Annotated in this window: 23 protein-coding genes; 17 read left to right on the forward strand and 6 right to left on the reverse strand. The window is 34.2% G+C overall.

What is annotated here, in order from left to right; translation table 11 throughout:
- Positions 1-58 precede the first annotated feature (58 nt).
- Positions 59-442 carry an RNA recognition motif domain-containing protein gene (locus tag ACZZZA_RS12975; protein ID WP_463432388.1) on the forward strand — a complete coding sequence of 128 codons (384 nt, stop codon included), beginning with the start codon at positions 59-61 and terminating at the stop codon, positions 440-442.
- A 60-nt stretch (positions 443-502) separates the two neighbouring features.
- Here the strand turns inward: ACZZZA_RS12975 and ACZZZA_RS12980 are convergent, their stop codons facing one another.
- Both ACZZZA_RS12980 and ACZZZA_RS12985 read right to left on the reverse strand, forming a co-directional pair.
- The gene (locus ACZZZA_RS12980; RefSeq protein WP_463432390.1) at positions 503-964 is read right to left on the reverse strand and encodes a BlaI/MecI/CopY family transcriptional regulator; all 462 of its coding nucleotides are present in this window, start codon (positions 962-964) and stop codon (positions 503-505) included.
- A gap of 42 nt (positions 965-1,006) precedes the next feature.
- Entirely contained in the window at positions 1,007-1,654 is a 648-nt protein-coding gene (locus ACZZZA_RS12985) for a phosphatase PAP2 family protein (RefSeq protein ID WP_463432392.1), read from the reverse strand.
- A 126-nt stretch (positions 1,655-1,780) separates the two neighbouring features.
- Between ACZZZA_RS12985 and pdhA the strand changes: the two genes are divergently transcribed.
- Both pdhA and ACZZZA_RS12995 read left to right on the forward strand, forming a co-directional pair.
- Positions 1,781-2,782, forward strand: a complete 1,002-nt coding sequence (gene pdhA, locus ACZZZA_RS12990) for a pyruvate dehydrogenase (acetyl-transferring) E1 component subunit alpha (protein WP_463432394.1) — start codon at positions 1,781-1,783, stop codon at positions 2,780-2,782.
- Between the two features lie 82 nt (positions 2,783-2,864).
- Positions 2,865-4,481: a dihydrolipoamide acetyltransferase family protein gene (locus tag ACZZZA_RS12995; RefSeq protein WP_463432396.1), complete on the forward strand. Its 1,617-nt coding sequence runs from the start codon at positions 2,865-2,867 to the stop codon at positions 4,479-4,481.
- A 192-nt stretch (positions 4,482-4,673) separates the two neighbouring features.
- Here ACZZZA_RS12995 and fsa read toward each other — a convergent pair whose 3' ends face one another.
- A complete protein-coding gene (fsa, locus tag ACZZZA_RS13000; RefSeq protein WP_463432398.1) occupies positions 4,674-5,327 on the reverse strand; it encodes a fructose-6-phosphate aldolase in 654 nt (217 codons plus the stop codon).
- Positions 5,328-5,477: 150 nt separating this feature from the next.
- Here fsa and pepE point away from each other — a divergent pair, with 150 nt between their 5' ends.
- The 7 genes from pepE (at position 5,478) to ACZZZA_RS13035 (ending at position 11,713) form a co-directional block, all read left to right on the forward strand.
- Entirely contained in the window at positions 5,478-6,170 is a 693-nt protein-coding gene (pepE, locus tag ACZZZA_RS13005) for a dipeptidase PepE (protein ID WP_463432400.1), read from the forward strand.
- A 40-nt stretch (positions 6,171-6,210) separates the two neighbouring features.
- On the forward strand, positions 6,211-7,584 hold the full coding sequence (gene dacB / locus ACZZZA_RS13010; RefSeq protein WP_463432402.1) for a D-alanyl-D-alanine carboxypeptidase/D-alanyl-D-alanine endopeptidase: 1,374 nt from the start codon (positions 6,211-6,213) through the stop codon (positions 7,582-7,584).
- Between the two features lie 6 nt (positions 7,585-7,590).
- Positions 7,591-8,745: a sensor histidine kinase gene (locus tag ACZZZA_RS13015; protein WP_463432404.1), complete on the forward strand. Its 1,155-nt coding sequence runs from the start codon at positions 7,591-7,593 to the stop codon at positions 8,743-8,745.
- A 76-nt stretch (positions 8,746-8,821) separates the two neighbouring features.
- Positions 8,822-9,490, forward strand: coding sequence for an ABC transporter ATP-binding protein (locus tag ACZZZA_RS13020; protein WP_463432406.1), 669 nt, complete (start codon positions 8,822-8,824; stop codon positions 9,488-9,490).
- Positions 9,491-9,549: 59 nt separating this feature from the next.
- Complete coding sequence (locus tag ACZZZA_RS13025) at positions 9,550-10,122, forward strand: murein L,D-transpeptidase catalytic domain-containing protein (protein WP_463432408.1); 573 nt, start codon at positions 9,550-9,552, stop codon at positions 10,120-10,122.
- A 26-nt stretch (positions 10,123-10,148) separates the two neighbouring features.
- The gene (radC, locus tag ACZZZA_RS13030) at positions 10,149-10,826 is read left to right on the forward strand and encodes a RadC family protein (RefSeq protein WP_463432410.1); all 678 of its coding nucleotides are present in this window, start codon (positions 10,149-10,151) and stop codon (positions 10,824-10,826) included.
- The gene (locus tag ACZZZA_RS13035) at positions 10,823-11,713 is read left to right on the forward strand and encodes a hypothetical protein (protein WP_463432412.1); all 891 of its coding nucleotides are present in this window, start codon (positions 10,823-10,825) and stop codon (positions 11,711-11,713) included. Before radC ends, ACZZZA_RS13035 begins: the two co-directional genes overlap by 4 nt.
- A gap of 3 nt (positions 11,714-11,716) precedes the next feature.
- On the opposite strand, the gene ACZZZA_RS13040 is transcribed toward ACZZZA_RS13035, so the two are convergent.
- The gene (locus ACZZZA_RS13040) at positions 11,717-12,499 is read right to left on the reverse strand and encodes an FkbM family methyltransferase (protein ID WP_463432414.1); all 783 of its coding nucleotides are present in this window, start codon (positions 12,497-12,499) and stop codon (positions 11,717-11,719) included.
- A gap of 170 nt (positions 12,500-12,669) precedes the next feature.
- Between ACZZZA_RS13040 and ACZZZA_RS13045 the strand changes: the two genes are divergently transcribed.
- From ACZZZA_RS13045 to ACZZZA_RS13055, 3 genes are all read left to right on the forward strand, one after another.
- On the forward strand, positions 12,670-13,182 hold the full coding sequence (locus ACZZZA_RS13045) for a DUF7935 family protein (RefSeq protein WP_463432416.1): 513 nt from the start codon (positions 12,670-12,672) through the stop codon (positions 13,180-13,182).
- Between the two features lie 22 nt (positions 13,183-13,204).
- Positions 13,205-13,816: an inorganic pyrophosphatase gene (locus ACZZZA_RS13050; protein ID WP_463432418.1), complete on the forward strand. Its 612-nt coding sequence runs from the start codon at positions 13,205-13,207 to the stop codon at positions 13,814-13,816.
- 225 nt (positions 13,817-14,041) lie between these two features.
- The gene (locus ACZZZA_RS13055) at positions 14,042-16,774 is read left to right on the forward strand and encodes a sodium-translocating pyrophosphatase (protein ID WP_463432420.1); all 2,733 of its coding nucleotides are present in this window, start codon (positions 14,042-14,044) and stop codon (positions 16,772-16,774) included.
- 93 nt (positions 16,775-16,867) lie between these two features.
- On the opposite strand, the gene ACZZZA_RS13060 is transcribed toward ACZZZA_RS13055, so the two are convergent.
- Positions 16,868-18,007 carry an aminotransferase class I/II-fold pyridoxal phosphate-dependent enzyme gene (locus ACZZZA_RS13060; RefSeq protein ID WP_463432422.1) on the reverse strand — a complete coding sequence of 380 codons (1,140 nt, stop codon included), beginning with the start codon at positions 18,005-18,007 and terminating at the stop codon, positions 16,868-16,870.
- A gap of 159 nt (positions 18,008-18,166) precedes the next feature.
- Here ACZZZA_RS13060 and ACZZZA_RS13065 point away from each other — a divergent pair, with 159 nt between their 5' ends.
- The 4 genes from ACZZZA_RS13065 to ACZZZA_RS13080 all read left to right on the forward strand — a co-directional run bounded on the left by ACZZZA_RS13065 (position 18,167) and on the right by ACZZZA_RS13080 (position 20,608).
- Positions 18,167-19,222, forward strand: a complete 1,056-nt coding sequence (locus ACZZZA_RS13065) for a M28 family metallopeptidase (RefSeq protein ID WP_463432424.1) — start codon at positions 18,167-18,169, stop codon at positions 19,220-19,222.
- 67 nt (positions 19,223-19,289) lie between these two features.
- On the forward strand, positions 19,290-19,736 hold the full coding sequence (locus ACZZZA_RS13070; RefSeq protein ID WP_463432426.1) for a GNAT family N-acetyltransferase: 447 nt from the start codon (positions 19,290-19,292) through the stop codon (positions 19,734-19,736).
- Positions 19,733-20,101, forward strand: a complete 369-nt coding sequence (locus ACZZZA_RS13075) for a VOC family protein (protein ID WP_463432428.1) — start codon at positions 19,733-19,735, stop codon at positions 20,099-20,101. The genes ACZZZA_RS13070 and ACZZZA_RS13075 overlap by 4 nt, the downstream gene beginning before the upstream one ends.
- 6 nt (positions 20,102-20,107) lie before the next feature.
- Complete coding sequence (locus ACZZZA_RS13080; RefSeq protein ID WP_463432429.1) at positions 20,108-20,608, forward strand: endonuclease V; 501 nt, start codon at positions 20,108-20,110, stop codon at positions 20,606-20,608.
- Positions 20,609-20,877: 269 nt separating this feature from the next.
- On the opposite strand, the gene ACZZZA_RS13085 is transcribed toward ACZZZA_RS13080, so the two are convergent.
- Positions 20,878-21,435, reverse strand: coding sequence for a hypothetical protein (locus ACZZZA_RS13085; protein WP_463432430.1), 558 nt, complete (start codon positions 21,433-21,435; stop codon positions 20,878-20,880).
- Positions 21,436-21,440 lie beyond the last annotated feature (5 nt).

Raw genomic sequence — 21,440 nt, forward strand, 5'->3', positions numbered from 1 at the left:
ATTATGTTGCTTTTCTTTTATACCAGAATTTATATTAATTTTTAATTTTTTTTTTACAATGAACATTTTTGTTTCAAACATCAATTACGCAACTAAAGAATATGAGTTGCACGATTTATTCGCAGAATTTGGCGATGTATCATCTGCTAAAATTGTTACAGACAGAGAAACTGGTCGTTCTAGAGGTTTCGGTTTCGTAGAAATGGGTGACGAAGAAGGAGCTCAGGCTATCGAAGCGCTTAATCAAAAAGAACTTAACGGTAAGATTCTTAACGTGTCTGAGGCTAAGCCAAGAGAAGAAAAACCAAGAAGAAGTTTTGATAATAACAGAAGCGGAGGTGGAAGTTATGGTAACAACCGTGGAGGAGGTAACAACTCTGGAGGTGGTTACGGAAACAACAACAACCGTGGAGGTAACGGAGGCGGCGGAAGTCGTTGGTAAAAAATTGAAGCGGCTTTTTAGCCGCTTTTTTTATGAGTTAAAACAAAATACAAACAACCATCACTCTTTTTTCTTCTTCTTTTTCTTATCCTTTCCTTTTTTCTCTTTCTTCGGATTTAAAATTTCTTCAGCTAGTTGCAATGTCGGAGATTTTACTTTTACAGGTTTCGTTTCAGTTTCGAAATATTCTTTGAAATCATCCTTTGAAACCAGATTTTCTTTAAACAAAAATTCTAAAATTTCTTTTCCTGAATTGTTGAAGAAATCTTGTGTAAGTTCTTTCAGTAAGAATTTTTTATAGTCATCGAACGGAATACCAACGCTGTACTTAAAAATTCTGCCTTCTTTTTCCGTAGATAAATAACCTTTTTCAACCAGTATTTTTAAGTAAGTAGAAACCGTATTCTGATGTGGTTTGGGCTCAGAATGTTTATCCATAACATCTTTAAGATAAAAGGAATTGAGATCCCAAAAAAGCTTCATTAAATTTTCTTCTGCTGATGTAAGATGACTTATTTTCATATTTGAATTTAAAATTATAATATAAGTATTTTTATAAAATGCTTATTTAATCGTTGTTTCCACAGGAATCACTTCAGTTGGCAAATCGTTGCGTTGATACTTATTGTTGCAATAAAGATAAATAAAAGAAACCAAAACAGCGATACCGGCTCCCATAAATACTTCTTTTACAGTATGTCTTTTCAGAATAACTCTTGTAATTCCTACCAAGATTGCAATCGCTAACCACACAAATCCGATTTTTATATCAAATGCAAAGAATAAAGCAGCTACAAATACATTGAAGGCAGTGTGCATCGAGCTTTTGATATATAAATTACTGAATTGTAAAGCGAATAAAAGGATCAGAATAAACAACATTACAAAATCTATAAATCCGTTTTTTATATAATTGAATGTCAGGTAAGAGATAATACAAACAGCAATGAAGATATACAGGCTTTTTCTCTGAACACGATTGGATACATCCATATTCGTGTAACGACCGGTTTTTACGTTCCAAACAATCCATAAAATGACAGGAAGAATGGTTATCAGCAAAATGGGTAAAAAGTGTGTTAGCGCATCTTTAAAAGTGTAATTCTGAATACTGAAATACACAAAATAAATAAACAGAGAAACCAGCGGATTAAAAAAATCTGAAATAATTCTTGAAACAATTTGTAATAATGAGGTCTTTTTTTCTTCCATATTGAAGTTTGTGATGTAAATATAACATTATAACTAAAAAAACAATTGGTATGTATATAATAAAAACAAAGTTTTTTTTATATTTTTGCTCAACTATTTCATAATAAATAAGCAAGAAGCTAGCACATGAAAGAATTTTCTAAAGAGATATACCTGAAGTGGTATGAAGATATGACAATGTGGAGAAGGTTTGAAGACAAATGCCGTTCTCTTTATTTAAAACAAAAAATCAGAGGTTTTTTACATTTGTACAACGGTCAGGAAGCTATTCCTGCTGGTTTTACTCATGCAATGGATTTAACTAAAGACAGCATGATCACTGCTTACAGATGTCATATTCATCCAATGGCAATGGGAGTAGACCCAAAAAGAATCATGGCAGAACTTTGTGGCAAAGCTACAGGTACTTCCGGAGGTATGGGAGGATCTATGCACATTTTCAGTAAAGAACACCGTTTCTATGGAGGTCACGGTATTGTAGGAGGACAAATTCCTTTGGGCGCAGGTATTGCTTTTGCAGATAAATTCTTTGACAGAAAAGCAGTAAACATTTGTTTCTTCGGAGACGGAGCTGCAAGACAGGGTTCTCTTCACGAAACCTTCAATATGGCAATGAACTGGAAACTTCCTGTAGTATTTGTGGTTGAAAACAATCAATATGCAATGGGAACTTCTGTGAAAAGAACTGCTAATCACGAAGATATTTACAAATTAGGTTTAGGGTACGAAATGCCTTGCCTTGCTGTAGATGCAATGGATCCTGAAAAAGTGGCTGAAGCTGCTTACGAAGCAATTGAAAGAGCAAGAAGAGGTGACGGACCGACATTTATCGAAGCCAGAACTTACCGTTTCAGAGGTCACTCTATGTCTGATGCAGAACCATACAGATCTAAGGATGAAGTTGCTATTGCCAAAAAAGACGATCCTATTGAATTGATCAAAGCGAGAATCTTAGAAAACAACTGGGCGACAGAAGAAGAATTGGAAGCTACAGACAACAAATCAAGAGAATTTGTAGAAGAATGCATCGAGTTTATGGAAAATTCTCCATACCCTACTGCAGAAAAAATCTATGAGTATGTTTACGCTCAGGAAGACTATCCATTCTTAGACAAATTAGAAAACTAAAAAATAATAATTAATTTGATTTTTTGAATTTGGGATATCTAATCTCAAATCTCGAATCTCGAATCTCAAATCAATATAGATTATGGCAGAAGTTATTACAATGCCACGTCTTTCCGATACGATGACGGAAGGTAAAGTGGCAAAATGGCATAAAAAAGTAGGAGATAAAGTAAAAGAAGGAGATATTTTAGCTGAAATTGAAACAGATAAAGCTGTTCAGGATTTTGAATCTGAAATTGAAGGAACCCTTTTATTTGTTGGAGTTGAAGAAGGTGCTGCTGCGGCAGTAGATTCTGTTTTAGCAATTATAGGTCAGGAAGGTGAAGATATTTCTGCATTAAAGGGAGGAAACCCAACAACATCAGAAGGAGCTTCTGAAGAAAAAAAATCACAGGAAGAAACTAAAACTGAAAATGAATCTACAAGTGTTGAAGAAACTTCGGCCGAAGTTCCTGCAGGAGTAGAAGTGATTACGATGCCAAGACTTTCTGATACAATGACAGAAGGTAAAGTTGCAAAATGGCACAAAAACGTTGGAGATACAGTAAAAGAAGGAGATCTTCTTGCTGAGATCGAAACAGATAAAGCGGTTCAGGATTTTGAATCTGAATTTAACGGAATCCTTTTGAAACAAGGTGTTGAAGAAGGCGGCGCTGCACCAGTTGATACTGTTTTGGCGATTATTGGTCCTGAAGGAACTGATGTTTCAGGTGTTGGAGCTGCAAAACCTACAACTAAATCTGAAGATAAACCTGCCGAACAAAAATCTGAAACGAAGACAGAAGAGAAATCGGTTGCACAAACTGTAAATACTTCATCTTCAGATAGAGTAGCAATTTCGCCTTTAGCTAAAAAAATGGCTCAGGATAAAGGTGTTGATATCAACAGTCTTCAGGGATCTGGTGAAAACGGAAGAATTGTGAAAAAAGATATTGAAAATTATCAGCCTTCACAAAAAACCGAATCTGCTCCTACACAAAACAATGCAGCAGCTCAGGTTGCGTTGAGTTTTGTTCAAGGTGAAGATACAGAGACACCAAACTCGCCTGTAAGAACTATTATTGCAAAACGTCTTGCTGAAAGTAAATTCTCAGCTCCTCATTACTATCTGATGGTGGAGATCAACATGGATAAAGCGATCGAAGCGAGAAAAGAAATCAACTCATTACCAGATACTAAGATTTCATTCAACGATATGATTATTAAGGCGACAGCAGTTGCTTTAAGAAAACATCCTCAAGTGAATTCAAGCTGGGCAGGAGATAAAGTGATTCACAGAGGAAACATCAACGTTGGAGTGGCGGTTGCGATTCCTGACGGATTGGTAGTTCCGGTTCTTAAGAATACAGATCAGATGAATTACACCCAGATTTCTGCTGCTGTAAAAGATATGGCCGGAAGAGCAAAATCTAAAGGTCTTAAAGCAAACGAAATGGAAGGATCTACATTCTCTATTTCAAACTTAGGAATGTTCGGAATTGAAACTTTCACGAGTATCATCAATCAACCGAACTCTGCAATTCTTTCAGTAGGTGCAATTGTGGAGAAACCAATTGTAAAAGACGGACAGATTGTTGTAGGAAACATCATGAAACTTTCTTTAGCTTGCGACCACAGAGTTGTTGACGGTGCTACAGGAGCTCAGTTCTTACAAACTTTAAAAACATATTTAGAAAGTCCATTAACTTTGTTATTGTAATCTTCTTTCTATATAATATTCAAACCTCTCATTTTGAGAGGTTTTTTTCGTTAAAATTATATTACGTTTCAATCATAAATTTTCCAAAATAGTAAAAAAAAATGCTAAAATAATAATCTCCTGGAATTCGAATTATTACAATAAAAAACGCCCGAAACTTTAGTTTCGGGCGTTCATATTTAAGTTTAAAATTTATGCTAGTTTCTGAGAATCTGCAACAAACTGAGCCAAACCGCTTTCTGTTAAAGGATGTTTCAATAGACTCAAGATCGGAGGAAGTGGAGAAGTAATTACATCTGCACCAATCTTCGCACAATCGATGATGTGCATCGAATGACGGATTGACGCAGCCAAAATTTCAGTTTCGTACATATAATTGTCGAAGATCAAACGAATTTCCTGGATTAAATTTAATCCGTCTGTAGAAATATCATCTAATCTCCCTAAGAATGGAGAAACGTAACTCGCACCAGCTTTCGCAGCCAAAAGAGCCTGCCCGGCAGAAAAAATCAACGTACAGTTAGTTTTAATTCCCTTATCAGAAAAATATTTTAAAGCTTTGATCCCGTCTTTTATCATTGGAATTTTCACTACAATGTTTGGGTGAATCGCCGCCAATTCATCACCTTCTTTGATCATTTCTTCGTAAGTTGTAGAAAGCACTTCCGCAGAAATATCTCCGTCTACAATTTCACAGATTGCTTTGTAATGATCTTTGATTGCTTCAGCTCCGCGAATTCCTTCTTTCGCCATCAATGACGGGTTGGTTGTTACACCATCCAAAATTCCAAGGTCTTTGGCTTCTTTAATTTGCTCTAAATTTGCAGTGTCAATAAAAAATTTCATTTTGTTCGATAGATTTATTCCCGCAAAGATAACGAATACTTTGTAATTGAGTGATCGATTATCGGCTATGAATTATCAGTTTTAAGTATATTTGCTGGTAATGGAAATCTCAATTACAGATTTTCTGTCAGGAATTTAAAATTGTATTAAATGAACATCATATTAGCTTCAACTTCCACACTTTTTGGTGGAAATTATCTGGAATATTTAAAGGAAGAGTTAATTAAATTATATCAGGGAATTGATGAAATTGTTTTCATTCCATTCGCAAGACCCGGCGGAATTTCTCATGAGGAGTATACGGAGAAAGTACGTTCTTTTTTTGCAACCATAAACATCAAAGTAAAAGGTTTACATGAATTTAACGATAAAAATGAAGCTTTAAATCAGGCAGAAGGCTATTTTACAGGTGGAGGAAATACGTTTCTGCTCGTTAAAACCTTGCATGAAGAAAATTTGATGAATATTCTAAAGCAAAATGTAGAGAACGGAAAACCTTATCTGGGATGCAGTGCCGGAAGTAACATTGGTGGGCAAAACATGAAAACCACCAACGACATGCCTATTGTTTATCCGTCAAGCTTTGATTGTATGGGATTGGTTCCTTTTAATATCAACCCGCATTATTTAGATCCAAATCCTGAGTTGAAACATAATGGCGAAACAAGAGAAACGAGAATTAAAGAATTTTTAACTCAAAACGATAGTAAAGTTGTAGGGCTTCGTGAAGGAAACTGGATTCGCAAAATCGGCGATAAAATTATAGTCGAAGGAAGCGAACTGACCAGAATTTTTGAGAAAGGAAAAGAACCTTATGAAATTGAATCTGGCAGTCAGCTTTAGTTTGTATTCTTAATTTTATATTTGAATAAGTATTTCTGAAATGAAAAAATCGTTTTCAATATTTGCACTTTCAACACAAGTTTTTTTTGCACAAAATATCAGCCAAAAACTGGATGAAGCTACAAAAAATCTGATGAACTCCCCAACAGCAGTTTCATCGAATCTGTCATTCTATGTTTCTGATGAGAGCGGAAATGTAGTCTACGATTATCAGGGAAATAAAGGACTTTCGACAGCCTCAACGCAAAAAATTTTCACAGCTGCTGCTGCCTTAGAAACTTTAGGTAAAAATTATACTTACAAAACAAATGCAGGCTACTCGGGAACGATCTCCGGAGGAAATTTAAATGGAAATTTTTTTATTACTTCAAATGGAGACCCGACTTTAGGAAGCTGGAGATATGAGAGTTACAAACCGGAAAATTTTAAACAAAAGCTTTTAGAAGCCATCAAAAAATCAGGAATTACAAAAATTTCAGGTGATTTAATTATTGATGATTCTTATTTTGACCATCAGACGATTCCCGGAGGCTGGCCTTGGGATGATTTAGGAAATTATTACGGAGCCGGAGTCTGGGGCGTAAACTGGCGTGAAAATCAGTTTGATATCAACATCAACGGAACAGATATTAAAAGTTTTTCATACCCGTTGGCTAATGTCAAATGGCTTAATGATCTGAAAGCAGCAGGAAGTTCAGACCAAAGCTTGATTTTTACAGCTCCACATTCGGATGTGGCGTTGATCAACGGAAGTTTGCCTGCAGGAAAAGTAACCACTGTTTCTGGTTCTGTTCCCAATCCGCCATTACAGCTGGGTATGGAAGTTCAAAAATGGCTGAAAGATTCAGGAATTGATTTTTCAGGAAAAGTCTTAACAAATTCTCAACTAGAATTAGATGGGAAAACAGCACTAGAATTTCCTAAAAACAATAGTATTCTTACCTACGAATCTCCGACTTTAGATAAAATTATCTATTGGTTTCTGAGAAAATCTGTGAATTTGTATGGCGAAAATTTAATTAAAACTTTAGGTAAAGAAAAAAAAGGAAACCCTAGTTTCAAAAGCGGAGTTGCCTATCTTAAAGAATTCTGGAAATCAAAAGGAATTAATTCTAATATGATTAATTTCGCTGACGGAAGCGGTCTTTCACCTCAAAATTATGTTTCTGCAAAAGCAGAAGTTCAGGCATTAATTTATGCCAGAAAACAATCTTGGTTTGAAAGTTATTATGATGGATTTCCCACTCAGGACAACGGCATGAAGATGAAAAGCGGAACGATGAGAGATACAAAATCTTATGCAGGTTATCACACTTCCAAGGATGGAAAAAAATACGTTTACGCAATTATCATCAATAATTATCAGGGAAGCGGAAGCACCGAGTTGCAAAAAATTTTAAATGTTTTAAAATAAATTCAATTGAAAAAAAGATCCATTTTTTCCAGATTCAACAACTGGTTTATTTTTTCTCTGATGACTTTGGTAGTCGTCGCTATCGTAATTGCTTCTACAATGGTAGTCAATTACTTAAGAAAAGAAGAAGTGAAAAGGGTTGATATTTTGGTTAAAGCTATAAAATTTCAGCAGGATATTACCCCGAGTTTAGAAGTTCAGGAGCTCCTTCTTGCAATTTACAGTTCCAACACTACAATTCCTGTGATTATTTTAGATAAAAATGATCAGATTATAGAATACAAACATTTACCAAAAGAGATTGGTGATGATTCCAGCGAAATAATTGCATTAGCAAAAGGAATGGCAAAAAAATACCCTGCGATAGAAATAATAGTGCAGGGTGGAAATAATCAGTTTGTTTATTATGACAATTCGGAAATGCTTAATAATCTGCAATATTTTCCTTTTTTGCTTGGTTTTTTTGTGTTGTGTTATTTCCTTTTTTCATTCTGGTTTTTAAGAACGGTCAAAAAAACTGATGAAGGCTACCTTTGGGCTGGTTTGGCAAAAGAAACCGCACATCAAATTGGGACACCATTATCTTCAATGATGGGTTGGATGGAAATTATGAAGCTTGATAATCCTGATTCGGACGGTGTTCAGGAAATCGAAAAAGATATTGAGAGATTGCGAACCATCTCCGAAAGATTTTCTAAAATCGGTTCGGTTCCAGAATTGAATGACAAGAATTTTAATGAAACAATTCGTGAAAATTATGATTACCTGAAAACAAGAATTTCAAAAAAAATCGACTTTACACTTTTGCTTCCCACTTACAATATTCTCGTTCCTCATAACAGAATTCTGATGAGTTGGGTCATCGAAAATTTAGTTAAAAATGCCGTAGATGCTATGAAAGGACAAGGAACTTTACAGATGTCGGTGTTTGAACGCAACAAAAATATTTTGGTTGAAGTAAAAGACAATGGCAGCGGAATGACAAAATATCAAGCTCAAAACGCGTTCAAACCAGGATATTCTACAAAAAAACGTGGTTGGGGATTAGGCTTATCATTAGCAAAAAGAGTGGTGCAGGAGTATCACAATGGCGATATTAAAATTTCACAAACCGAAATAGGAAAGGGTACAACTTTCAGAATTATTATTAAAAAAGCATAATATATTTTTCAAAATCTACAATACTAATAGTATAATTCAGAAGCCAAAAGCAAAAAAAAATCACTATTTTTGAAACATGATTAAAGCAAGTAATATCCATAAATCTTATGGAAATCTGGAGGTTTTAAAAGGGGTTGATCTTCACATCAAAACCGGTGAAGTGGTTTCTATTGTTGGAGAATCGGGAGCGGGAAAATCTACTCTTTTACAGATTTTAGGAACGCTGGACAGCCCGACGAATCCTAAAAATTATCATACAGAAATTACTCTGAATGGCGAATCTTTTATCAATATGAGCGACAAACAGATTTCAAAATTCAGAAATCAGAATATTGGTTTTGTGTTTCAGTTTCATCAGCTTCTTCCGGAGTTTACGGCTTTAGAAAATGTTTTAATTCCGACAAAAATTGCAGGAGCCAATGAAAAAGAAGCTATCGAAAAAGCCCATGATTTGTTTGAAGATCTGAAAATCGGACAAAGATTACATCATAAACCTAATCAGCTCTCTGGTGGTGAAGCACAAAGAGTAGCGGTGGCGAGAGCTTTGATAAATTCACCAAAAATCATTTACGCAGATGAACCGACCGGAAATCTGGATTCAAAAAACGCAGACGATCTTCACAGATTATTTTTTGATTTAAGAGATAAATACAATCAGACTTTTGTGATTGTAACGCACAATCCAAATTTGGCAGAAATCACAGACAGAAAACTCGTCATGAAAGACGGAATGATTATAGAATAGAGCTACTCTTGACTATTTTATAAATAATCTAAATTTTTAAAATTTGAACACAATTTCTGATGAAACACTTTATTTTACTATTTCTTTTTATTATTTCATGCTCCAAAACCCAGTCTCAACAGAGTCAATTGGCTTTGCCTGCATCTAAAATTTCGGAAATCAGAGAATTTGTAAAAGAAAAAAATTATAATCAGAATATTGCTGTATTTATCAATTTTAAAACACATTCAGGAAAATACAGATACTATGTCTATGACCTGAAAAACAATAAGATTTTACAGAAAGCGATCGTCTCTCACGGTTCAGGTTCTGTTGTTGCAAAATCTGCCAAACTGAAATTTTCTAATGTAGAGGGCTCTTATCAATCATCTTTGGGAAAATATGAGATCAGGGAAAGTTACGTCGGCAAGTTTGGCAAATCTTACAGATTGCAAGGTCTTGATTCTAGCAACAGCAATGCAATGCAGCGCGCTATTATCCTTCATTCTTTTGATTGCATTCCCAATAAGGAATCAGAAACACTGGCTTGTTTAAGTTTGGGATGTCCCATGCTTTCTAAAATTGCATTTGATCAAACTGCAAAATATATCGACCAGTCAAAGAAACCGATTATTTTGTACGCATTTTACTAAGCCTAGAAACTAATACTCATTAGATCATGTCCATAAAATTTCTAGCCGAAGATGACAGACCCAGAGAAAAGTTTTTACTGAAAGGTAAAAATTCGCTTTCTGATTCTGAACTTTTGGCAATTATCATGGGAAGCGGCAGCAGAGATGAGACAGCGGTGGAATTGGCAAGAAAAATTCTGGCATCGGTCAATAATAATTGGCATCATTTGAGTTTGCTGACGATAAAAGATTTAACAAAATTCAAAGGTGTTGGTGAAGTGAAAGCAATTTCAATTGCTGCGGCTCTAGAAATCGGACGAAGAAGAGCGGGACAGGAAATTCCGGAAAAACCTCAAATCTCAAGCAGCAATGACGCTTATCAAATCCTGAAACTTCATTTGTCTGATCTTAGAACGGAAGAATTTTGGGCAGTTTTTCTCAATCAAAGTAACAAAGTTATTCATATTGCCCGGCTTACACAAGGAGGAATCAATCAGTCGATTGTGGATATCCGGATTGTTTTTAAAACAGCGTTAGAACATTTTGCTACAGGAATTATCATTTCTCACAATCATCCTTCAGGTAATTTAAAACCAAGTTCTGAAGATATTAATATTACAAAAAAAATAAAAGCTGCGGGAGAGTTTATGAGTATTCAACTGCTCGACCATCTTATCATTACTCAAAATTCTTATTTAAGTTTTGCAGACGAAAACATATTATGATCAGAAGATTAAAATACAACGAAATAGATTTTGATAAATACTCAAAATGTTTAGAAGATTCTGAACAAAGAAAATATTCTGCGGCAAAAGATTTTCTCGATATTACTTCAGGCAAGCAATGGGAACTATTGGTTTATAATGATTATGAAGCGGTGATGCCCATTCCTTATGTTAGAAAAATGAGTTTAAAATTGGTAATTCATCCAAAACTTTGTCAGCAACTTGGAATTTTTTCTGAAAAAGATAATATTCAGATCAATGATCTGTTTTTAGATTTTATTAAAAAAAAATACAAAATCTGGTATTATGCATTCAACGATGCCAATCAGTTCACTCAAAAATTGAAGACAAGAAAAAATTATTTGATATATCCTGAAAACTATGAAGCTGTAAAGCAGAGATATTCGCCCAAAAGGAAAAGAAAACTCAGACTTGATGATGAAATAGTTGCTCATTCGGAGATTAAAGAAATCAAATTCAGACAAGCTGAAAAGTTTATATCAGAAAATTTCATCGGTGCAAAAAATAAAGATGATAAAAAGAAATTTCTAAAGATATTCTCTGATTTGGAGAAAGCAAATCTTTTAAAAATAAACGTTTTCATTTATAAATCGGAAATAATTAATGCATTGGCATTATATTCAGATCAAAATACAGTTGCCTTGCTGGGTACTTTTAATGATAAAAATTACATCAAACTATCGGGATCAGCTGTTTTGATAGATTATATTATTTCCAGAAACATTCATTCTAAAATATTTGATTTTGAAGGAAGCGAAATTCCCTCGATAGAAGAATTTTTCACTGGTTTTCGTCCAACATTAAAGACGTATCCTGTTATTAGAAATTCAAAAAAAGATCTTGTCAAGATGTTTTTAAAGCTTTAATAATTAAACTTTAGCTGCCATCAATACTGAGTGTTCTGCGCTTTTGATTTTAAAACCAAAAGGTTCTAAGTCTTCATTCAAATCTTGCTCTGAATAAGGATGATGAATTTCTATAATAATATTTTCCACGCTCGAAAGCCATGAATTTTGTTTACTTAATAGTTCGGTTTCTCCGCCTTCAATATCTATTTTCATCAAATCTATCTTACTAATATTGTATTTCTGCCTCAAGCTTTCAATAGAAATAGCTTCAGTTGAAATTCCTTTGTCTGATATTTTCTGATTGTAAGAAAGTTCATCATTACTGAAATTCACAAATCCGTCCTCAAAGTAGGCTGCAGCATTGATGCATAGTATGTTATTGAATGATTTCGTATTGGTTTTAAGCAGTTCAAAATTTTCACGCGAAGCTTCAACAGAATATATTTTTGCACTTGGATATTTCAGAGACAGATAAATAGAAGTCACCCCAATATGCGCTCCAAGATCAACAATTATCTGCGGTTCTTCTTTCAAAAGCGAAAGATATTCTGAATACGTTTTTTTCCAGAAAACTTCGTAGAAAATATCAATATCTCCTTTAAAAGTTCTCATGTAAAAATCAAAATTTTTCTTTCCTGCTTTTAAATGATAAACAAATGTTTCGTCATTTTTTAAGTCTAATATGTTTTTCTTGAATTTTGTACTGTATCTTTTTGAATTTACAATAAGAGAAATCCAGGATTTAATATTCTGACTTATGTTTGAGGTGAAAAAAAATTTTGAGAGATAATTTTTAAGAGGCATTTTAGGATATTTTGTTGTTCCGATTGGTAAAAATACTTTTAATTTCGATGAAACTTTATCTAATTTAATGATTTATTTTACTCGTAAACCTTTAGTATAAGAGCTTTTATTAAAACTTGTTAAAATAATGATTAAATAACAAATATTTAGTAATTTTGCTTCCTCAAATTATGACAGATTTTTCAGATTATTTACCGTATGCTTTTGCATTGATTGTAGCAATTCCTTTTTTGGTTTTGCTGAGACAGTTTGTCTACACTTATATTAATTTAAAAAATCAGGAAATCAAATTACTTTCTGTAAAATCAAATTCTGAAAACAAAACGCATTCTTACGAAAGAATGACGCTTTTTTTAGAACGAATGAAACCTTCAAACCTTATTCAGAAATTTGATAAAAATCTTGCTGCTCACGAATTTATATTCTTAACAGAGAAAACCATCAATGACGAATTTGAGTACAACTCATCTCAACAATTGTATTTAACAAAAAACTCATGGCAGAATATTGTAGATTCTAAAAATGCCATTATCGATTTGCTCCACAAAACCTACGAAAGTCTCAACAACAATCCTAATCTTGATGAATTCAAAACTGTATTCATCATGAATTATATAAACGGAGACGATTATATCGTTGCAACCATCGAAGATTTACGAAGAGAAATTTTAATAATTGCTTAAACTATAAAAATAAATATAAATAATGATTCCAAATTTTAAAGCACATCCATGGCATGGGATTTCTGCGGGAGAAGATGCGCCAGAAGTTGTTAACGTTTTCGTGGAAATTGTTCCTTCAGATACTATTAAATACGAAATTGATAAAGCTACAGGATATTTGAAGGTAGACAGACCTCAGAAATTCTCTAATATCATCCCGGCATTGTACGGTTTTGTTCCAAGAACATATTGTAACGATGAAGTTATGAAATTAGCTGTAGAAAGCGGAGCAGACGACGTTACAATGGGAGATCATGATCCTTTGGATATTTGTGTTTTAAGTTCTCATAATATTCATTCTGGCGGATTGTTGATGGAAGCTATTCCAATCGGTGGTTTTAAAATGATTGACGATGGTGAAGCAGATGATAAAATTGTTGCGGTAATGGTGAGTGACCATGCTTTCGGACATTTCAGAGATATTTCTGAGCTTCCTGAAGCTGAAGTTAAAAGATTAATGCACTACTTCTTAACGTATAAAAATCTTCCGGATGAGCCTGCAAAATGTAGAATTCAGGAAGTTTACGGAGCTGATCACGCAAGAAAAGTGATTGTTGCTTCACAAAATGATTACGCTAGTAAATTCGGAGGATAAAATTCTCAAAATCATACAATCTAAAAGAGTAAATGAGTGATCATTTGCTCTTTTTTCGTTTTAATTTTCAATAATATATTGACAATTTACATACTCTGGAAGCATAAAATTTCTATACAAATTAAAGCTTAGTGTAAAATTTTTAAAGACTTTTCAAAATTTTTAAATTTATGAATAGAATAATTTGGTATATTTATTAAACTATTATCAAAAAAATATTAAACTATGAACTTATTCTATTTAGTACCTATTTTTGGTGTTATCGCATTACTCTACACATTTCTGCAAAGCAACTGGGTGACCAAGCAAAACGCAGGAAATGAAAGAATGAAAGTTATAAGCGGACACATCGCTGACGGAGCCATGGCGTTCCTGAAAGCTGAATACAAAATCTTAACTTATTTCGTTGTCATTGTTGCCGTACTCCTGGCAATCATGGGAACCACTAATGAAAATTCTCACTGGAGCATCAGTATTGCTTTTGTAATTGGAGCCGTATTTTCTGCATTGGCAGGATTTATCGGAATGAAAATCGCTACGAAAGCCAATGTAAGAACTGCAGAAGCTGCAAGAACTTCACTTTCCAAAGCATTGAAAGTTTCTTTTGCCGGAGGTTCTGTAATGGGAATGGGCGTTGCAGGGCTGGCTGTTTTAGGTTTAGGAGCTTTGTATTTAATTATTAAACAGATCTTTGCTCCGGATGCAATGGTTGATTCTCACGAAATGGAAAGAACGATTGAAATTCTTACCGGATTTTCTTTGGGTGCGGAATCAATCGCTCTTTTTGCTCGAGTTGGTGGTGGAATTTACACAAAAGCAGCAGACGTAGGAGCCGATTTGGTGGGTAAAGTAGAAGCAGGAATTCCTGAAGATGATCCAAGAAACCCTGCAACTATTGCAGACAATGTTGGGGATAATGTAGGAGATGTTGCCGGGATGGGTGCCGATTTGTTCGGTTCTTATGTCGCAACAGTTTTAGCAACAATGGTTTTAGGCCGTGAGACCATGTCTAATGATTCATTTGGTGGTTTTGCACCCATTCTTTTACCGATGCTCATCGCCGGAACAGGAATTATCTTTTCAATGATCGGAACTTTATTTGTAAAAATAAATGACGATGAAGAGTCTTCTACTTCAAGTGTTCAGAATGCTTTGAATCTTGGTAACTGGGGAAGTATCGTCATTACAGCAATATCTTCATATTTTTTGGTTAATTACCTGTTACCGGAAACGATGGTTTTACGTGGATTGGAATTTACTAAAATGGGAGTTTTCGGAGCCATCATGGTAGGTTTGGTTGTAGGTACTTTAATGAGTATCATCACAGAATATTATACAGCAATGGGAAAAAGACCGGTTAAAAGTATTGTAAAACAATCTTCCACAGGTCATGCAACCAATATCATCGGAGGACTTTCCGTTGGTATGGAATCTACATTTTTACCAATCATTGTTTTAGCAGGAGGAATCTACGGTTCTTATCTCTGTGCAGGATTGTATGGAGTTGCTATTGCAGCAGCAGGAATGATGGCGACTACAGCAATGCAGTTGGCTATTGATGCTTTCGGACCTATTGCAGATAATGCGGGAGGAATTGCCGAAATGAGTGAATTACCAAAAGAAGTTCGTGAAAAAACAGATATTTTAGATGCCGTAGGAAATACTACTGCAGCAACAGGAAAAGGATTTGCAATTGCTTCAGCAGCTTTGACGGCTTTAGCATTATTTGCAGCCTTTGTAGGAATTGCAGGAATTGATGGGATTGATATTTACAGAGCAGATGTTCTTGCAGGATTATTTGTAGGAGGGATGATTCCTTTTATCTTTTCATCGTTGGCAATTACAGCAGTTGGACAGGCTGCAATGGCGATGGTGGAAGAAGTGAGAAGGCAATTCAGAGAAATCCCTGGGATTTTAGAAGGCAAAGCAGAACCGGAATACGAAAAATGTGTTGCGATTTCTACGGACGCCTCCATCAGAAAAATGATGCTTCCCGGTGCGATTGCAATCATTTCACCTCTATTGGTAGGTTTTATATTCGGGCCTGAAGTTTTAGGTGGATTTTTAGCAGGAGCAACTGTTTGTGGAGTTTTAATGGGAATGTTCCAGAATAACGCCGGCGGAGCTTGGGATAATGCCAAAAAGTCTTTTGAAAAAGGTGCGAAAATTAATGGCGAAACGTATTACAAAGGTTCAGAACCTCATAAAGCTTCGGTAACCGGAGATACTGTGGGAGATCCTTTCAAAGACACTTCAGGACCGTCGATGAATATTTTGATTAAACTTATGTCAATTGTTTCATTGGTGATTGCACCCACTTTAGCAGTAATGCATAAAGATAAAATTGACGCTAACCGTCAGGCAAAAATCGAAAGCCTTACAAGAATGGCAGGAGTTTCGATCAATCAAAATACAGCAGGTGCAACCCCTGTAGTTGTTCCTGCAGAAGTAATGGGTCAGCTTAATGAAAACGGTGATTTTGTTTACAATACAGGAACTCCCCAAGAGATTAAACTGAAAGGTGGTAAAACAATTTCTTTAGGAAACCAAAGTCAGCTTTTTGCGATGTATGATAATATCAATAGAAAAGATCAGAAAGTTTTAGATCCAAATTCGTGGTATACGATTGAGAACTTGTATTTTGAAGCAGGTTCAAGTGATCTGAAAGCAGGATCTGATAATCAATTGATGAATTTAGCTGAAATATTAAATGAATATCCTAATCTGAAAATAAAATTAGGTGGCTACACAGATAATTCAGGAAGTGAAGAAGCTAACAAGCAATTATCTAATCTGAGAGCGCAGACAGCAAAACTTAAATTATTAGAATTGGGAATCGCAGCAGACAGAGTAGAAGCAGAAGGTTACGGTTCGCAATATCCTGTTTGTCCTGCAAACGACACAGATGAATGTATGGCGAAAAACAGAAGGATTGATGTGAGAGTTTTGTCTTTCTAATGAAAATCAATAAATAAATAAATAAAATGAAACACCGCAATTTATATGCGGTGTTTTTTTATAAGTGAAAATCTGCGTGATCTTTGGGAACGTTCACAAATTCTTTCTCAAATGCTCCATCGCCTGAATAATCAAATCGTCTTTTTTAGCAAAACTAAATCGAATGTAATCCGAATCTTCCTTCGATTGATAAAATGCAGAAAGGGGTAAGCAGGAAACTTTCTTCTCAACAGTCAGCCATTTAGAAAACTCAACATCGGTCATCGTTTTAGAAACACTTCTGAAATTGACCAGTTGAAAAAAGCTGCCTTCAGATTTTTGTTCAACCAGCAGCGGAGTTTCTTTAATCATTTCGTTAAAAATATCTCTTTTATTCTGCATGATTTTTTGATTGTCTGAAGGATCAAAAACTTCCAAATACTTTGCTATAGCGTATTGACAGGGAGCATTTGAACTGTAAGAAATATATTGCTGATGACTTCTGAAATTTTCTAGCAATTCTTCCGAAGCTAAAAGATAACTTACTTTCCAGCCTGTAGAATGAAACATTTTACCAAAAGAAAAAATGGAGAATGTTCTTTTTTTGAGTTCAGGATGTAAAAAAGGACTGTAATGTTCGACTTCATCGTAACAGTAAATATCATAAATTTCTTCTGAAATGAGATAAATGTCATGATTTTTAATCAACTGGTACAACTGTTCCCAATCTGAAGCAGTCCACATTTTCCCAGTAGGATTTTGGGGAGAATTGATGATGATTGCTTTAGTTTTATCAGATATACAGTTTTGAAGTTTTTCCCAATTGATGGCAAAATCATTATTAAGATCATAATAAACAGGAATCCCTCCATTCAATACAATAGATGGCGCATAAGTGTAATATGATGGCTGAATGACAATTACTTCATCACCAAAATCCAATATCGATTTCAAAGAAGTATATAAAGCAAAAGTGGAACATGGGACAATATTTACTTCCTCTTTTTTCAGCAATAAGCTGTTAGTCCTTTTGATGTTGAATTTTAATATATTATCAATCAAAAGAGAATTTCCGGCAAGTGATTCGTAGCTGTGACTGATGATATCGGCAGATTCTTTGAGGTAATGGCGCAGACGCGGATCGATCTCGAAATCGGGAAGACCTAATGATAAATCATAACTCTGATGTCTCGAAGCGAGCTCAGACATTTCAGTAAAAAATTTAAAATCATTAAATCCGTAATTTTTTTTCATCGTGGTTATCAAATTTATAAATATTGATTCTGATCTAAAGTTAAATTATTTTTATTATTTTTAAAGAAATAATTTACGAATGAAATTGCCACGGTTGGTTTTGATCCGCAAACACCGATATAAAGGCAATAACCTGTGATCTTAAAATAAAATCTGCATATGAAAAAAATTCTTTTTCCGATATTTTCTTTGGTGGTTCTGGCAAGTTGTGGAGCATCAAAAGTAAGTCCTACTCATCAGACTACTCAAACTTCTGCAACTTCAAGTTCTCTTAAAAATGACAAGGCTTTTCAAGCTGCCTATCAAAACATTAAGCTGGAAGATTTAAAGAAAAATCTTTATGTAATTGCAGCTGATAATATGGAAGGCAGAGATACAGGAAGTCCTGGTCAGAAGAGAGCGGGTGATTATATGATCAATTACTACAAAAGTATCGGTGTTTCGTTTCCGAAGACTTTAGGTTCTTATTATCAGAAAGTTCCTGCCGATTATATGAAAAAAAGAGGTGGTGAAAATTTACCAGATTCAGAAAATATTCTGGCATTTATTGAAGGAAGCGAAAAACCTGAAGAAATCGTAGTGATTTCTGCACATTATGATCATGTAGGTACTCAAAATGGTGTCGTATTCAATGGAGCAGACGATGACGGAAGTGGAACAGTAGCTGTAATGGAGCTTGCAAAAGCTTTTCAAAGTGCAAAAAAAGCAGGGAACGGACCGAAAAGATCCATTTTGTTTCTTCATGTGACGGGCGAAGAGCATGGCCTTTTCGGGTCTGAATATTATTCTGATAATCCTGTATTTCCTTTGGCAAATACGGTTGTAGATTTAAATATTGATATGATCGGTCGTGACGATCCTGAAAACAGAGGTAAAAATTATGTCTATGTGATAGGGTCTGAAATGTTAAGCTCAGAATTAAAAGTCATCAATGAAGCTGCCAATAAACAAACAGTTAATCTGGAACTGAATTACAAATATGACGATCCGAAAGATCCACAGAGATTGTATTACAGATCAGATCATTATAATTTTGCTAAAAACAATATTCCGGTAGCGTTTTACTTTGACGGAATTCACGAAGATTATCACAAATCTACTGATGATGTCGAAAAAATTGATTATTCGATGTTGCAGAAGAGAACACAACTAGTCTTTGCGACAGCTTGGGAATTAGCTAACAGAGAAGCAAGAATAGTGGTTGACAGAAAATAAGTCATGTTAGATATTAACATTAAACCTATAAGAAAATTCTTGTAGGTTTTTTAAATTGAAATTTCAAATGAATATTAGAGAAGCTAAGATTGAGGATATTGCACAAATACAAATCGTAAGAAATTCTGTAAAAGAAAATGCATTATTTGATCCGAAGCTTGTTTCGGATAAAGACTGTGAAGAATATCTCACGAATAGAGGGAAGGGCTGGGTTTGCGAAATAGATAATGAGATCGTAGGATTTTCAATTGCAGATGTAAAAGATAATAACATTTGGGCATTGTTTATTCATCCTGATTTTGAAAAACAGGGAATTGGAAGAAAACTTCATGATGTGATGGTTGACTGGTATTTCTCAAAATGTATGGAAACGCTATGGCTCGGAACCTCACCCAACACGAGAGCTGAAACATTTTACAGGAAATCCGGCTGGGAAGATGTCGGAATGCACGGCAAAGAAATTAAATTTGAAATGACTTTAGATAACTGGAAAAAACAAATATCAAAAAAATGAAACAGAATATAAAATCAATCCGACCTTTTATAGGAGCTGAAAATTTTGAAGTGAGCAGAGCGTTTTACAGAGATTTAGGTTTTGAAGAAGTGATTCTTGAACATAACTTTTCAGTATTTAAAAAACAGGAAATCGCCTTTTATCTGCAGGATTATTATGCAAAAGAATGGATCGAGAACACCATGATCTTCATCGAAGTGGAAAATACTGATGAATATTATCATGAACTTTTATCATTGAACCTAAATGAAAAATATGAGAGTGTAAAATTAAGTCCAGTGAAAATAATGGAGTGGGGAAAAGAGTGTTTTCTTCATGATCCTTCAGGGATTTTATGGCATTTTGGAGAATTTTTTAATAAATAATCACTGATGATTTACGCTTTTGACACTTATTATTACGAAGATTCTGCGAAAACCGTCTGTATTTCATTTGAAGACTGGATCTCTGAAGAAGAAACAAAAATTTTCACAGAAAAAACTGAAATCAGTTCAGATTATAAAAGTGGTGAATTTTATAGAAGAGAATTGCCCTGCATTTTGAGCCTTTTGAAAAAGATTGAATTAGAACATAACGACATCATCATTGTAGATGGTTATGTTACATTAAGTGATGACGGGAAAATCGGTTTAGGAGGTTATCTTTATGAAGAACTTCATAAAAAAATTCCAATCATCGGAATTGCAAAAAATGAATTTTCATCGCCAGATTCAGATCGGAGAGAAGTTTATCGGGGAGAAAGCAAAACTCCTTTATTTATTACTGCATTGGGAATTGATGTAGATGAAGTAAAACCGAAAATACAGCAAATGCACGGCGCTTACAGAATACCAGCTTTGTTGAAGAAACTTGACCAATTGACCAGAGAATGATATCAATAAAAGAATCCGCCCTTTAGAGGCGGATCCAGTAGATAATCTCATTTTTTTTTAATTAGACAACAACAAAAAAGCACAGCCGACGATGCTGTGCTTTAAATTTATTTCAAATTTAATTGCAATTCCGAAAACGAAGAGAGCAAAAATTGATTTCATTTCAGTTTTATTACATAGTAAATGTAAGAATATTTTTAATATACAAAATGAATTTAATGTTAAAATTAACAGGTTATCCACATTTTTTTGTTGATAAGGTTATATTGCTATTTATATTTAATCGCTTCACTCTCAAAACGTGCTATCCTTCTAACATTATAAGAATGATAACCTAAACTGTCGATGTCTTGTAGTAATTTATAAATATCAAAATTCTTAATCGTATCATTCTCAAATGAAAAAGATAAATGATTTAAACTAACCCAATTATTTTTCAATTCTTTAGCTACAGTTTTTTCTTTTACAAAATTCAAAATTTCTCTAAACTGAATTTTTTGTAAACTGTCTTTGGACAATGTTCTTTTAATAGGTTTTAAGTTTCCTAATCCATTTCCACACATTATTGTAAATAATTCTTCTTGATAATACAGGATGGAACCATCTTTTAAAAAAATAAAATTAAATATTCCTTTAGGATAATCATACAATTTTGGTTGTTTAATAATCGATATTTCAGGATTTTTAATAAGTGATTCCTGAACATGTTTTTCAATATCATTATTAAATTTAGAAACGATGAAAACTTTCTCTTCAATACTTTTCTTATCATCATTTTTACAAGATGAAATAATTAAAGTTATCAGTATGAAAAAGAAAATTTTCATAGAAT

Source organism: Chryseobacterium sp. AC405b (genome assembly GCF_979258685.1).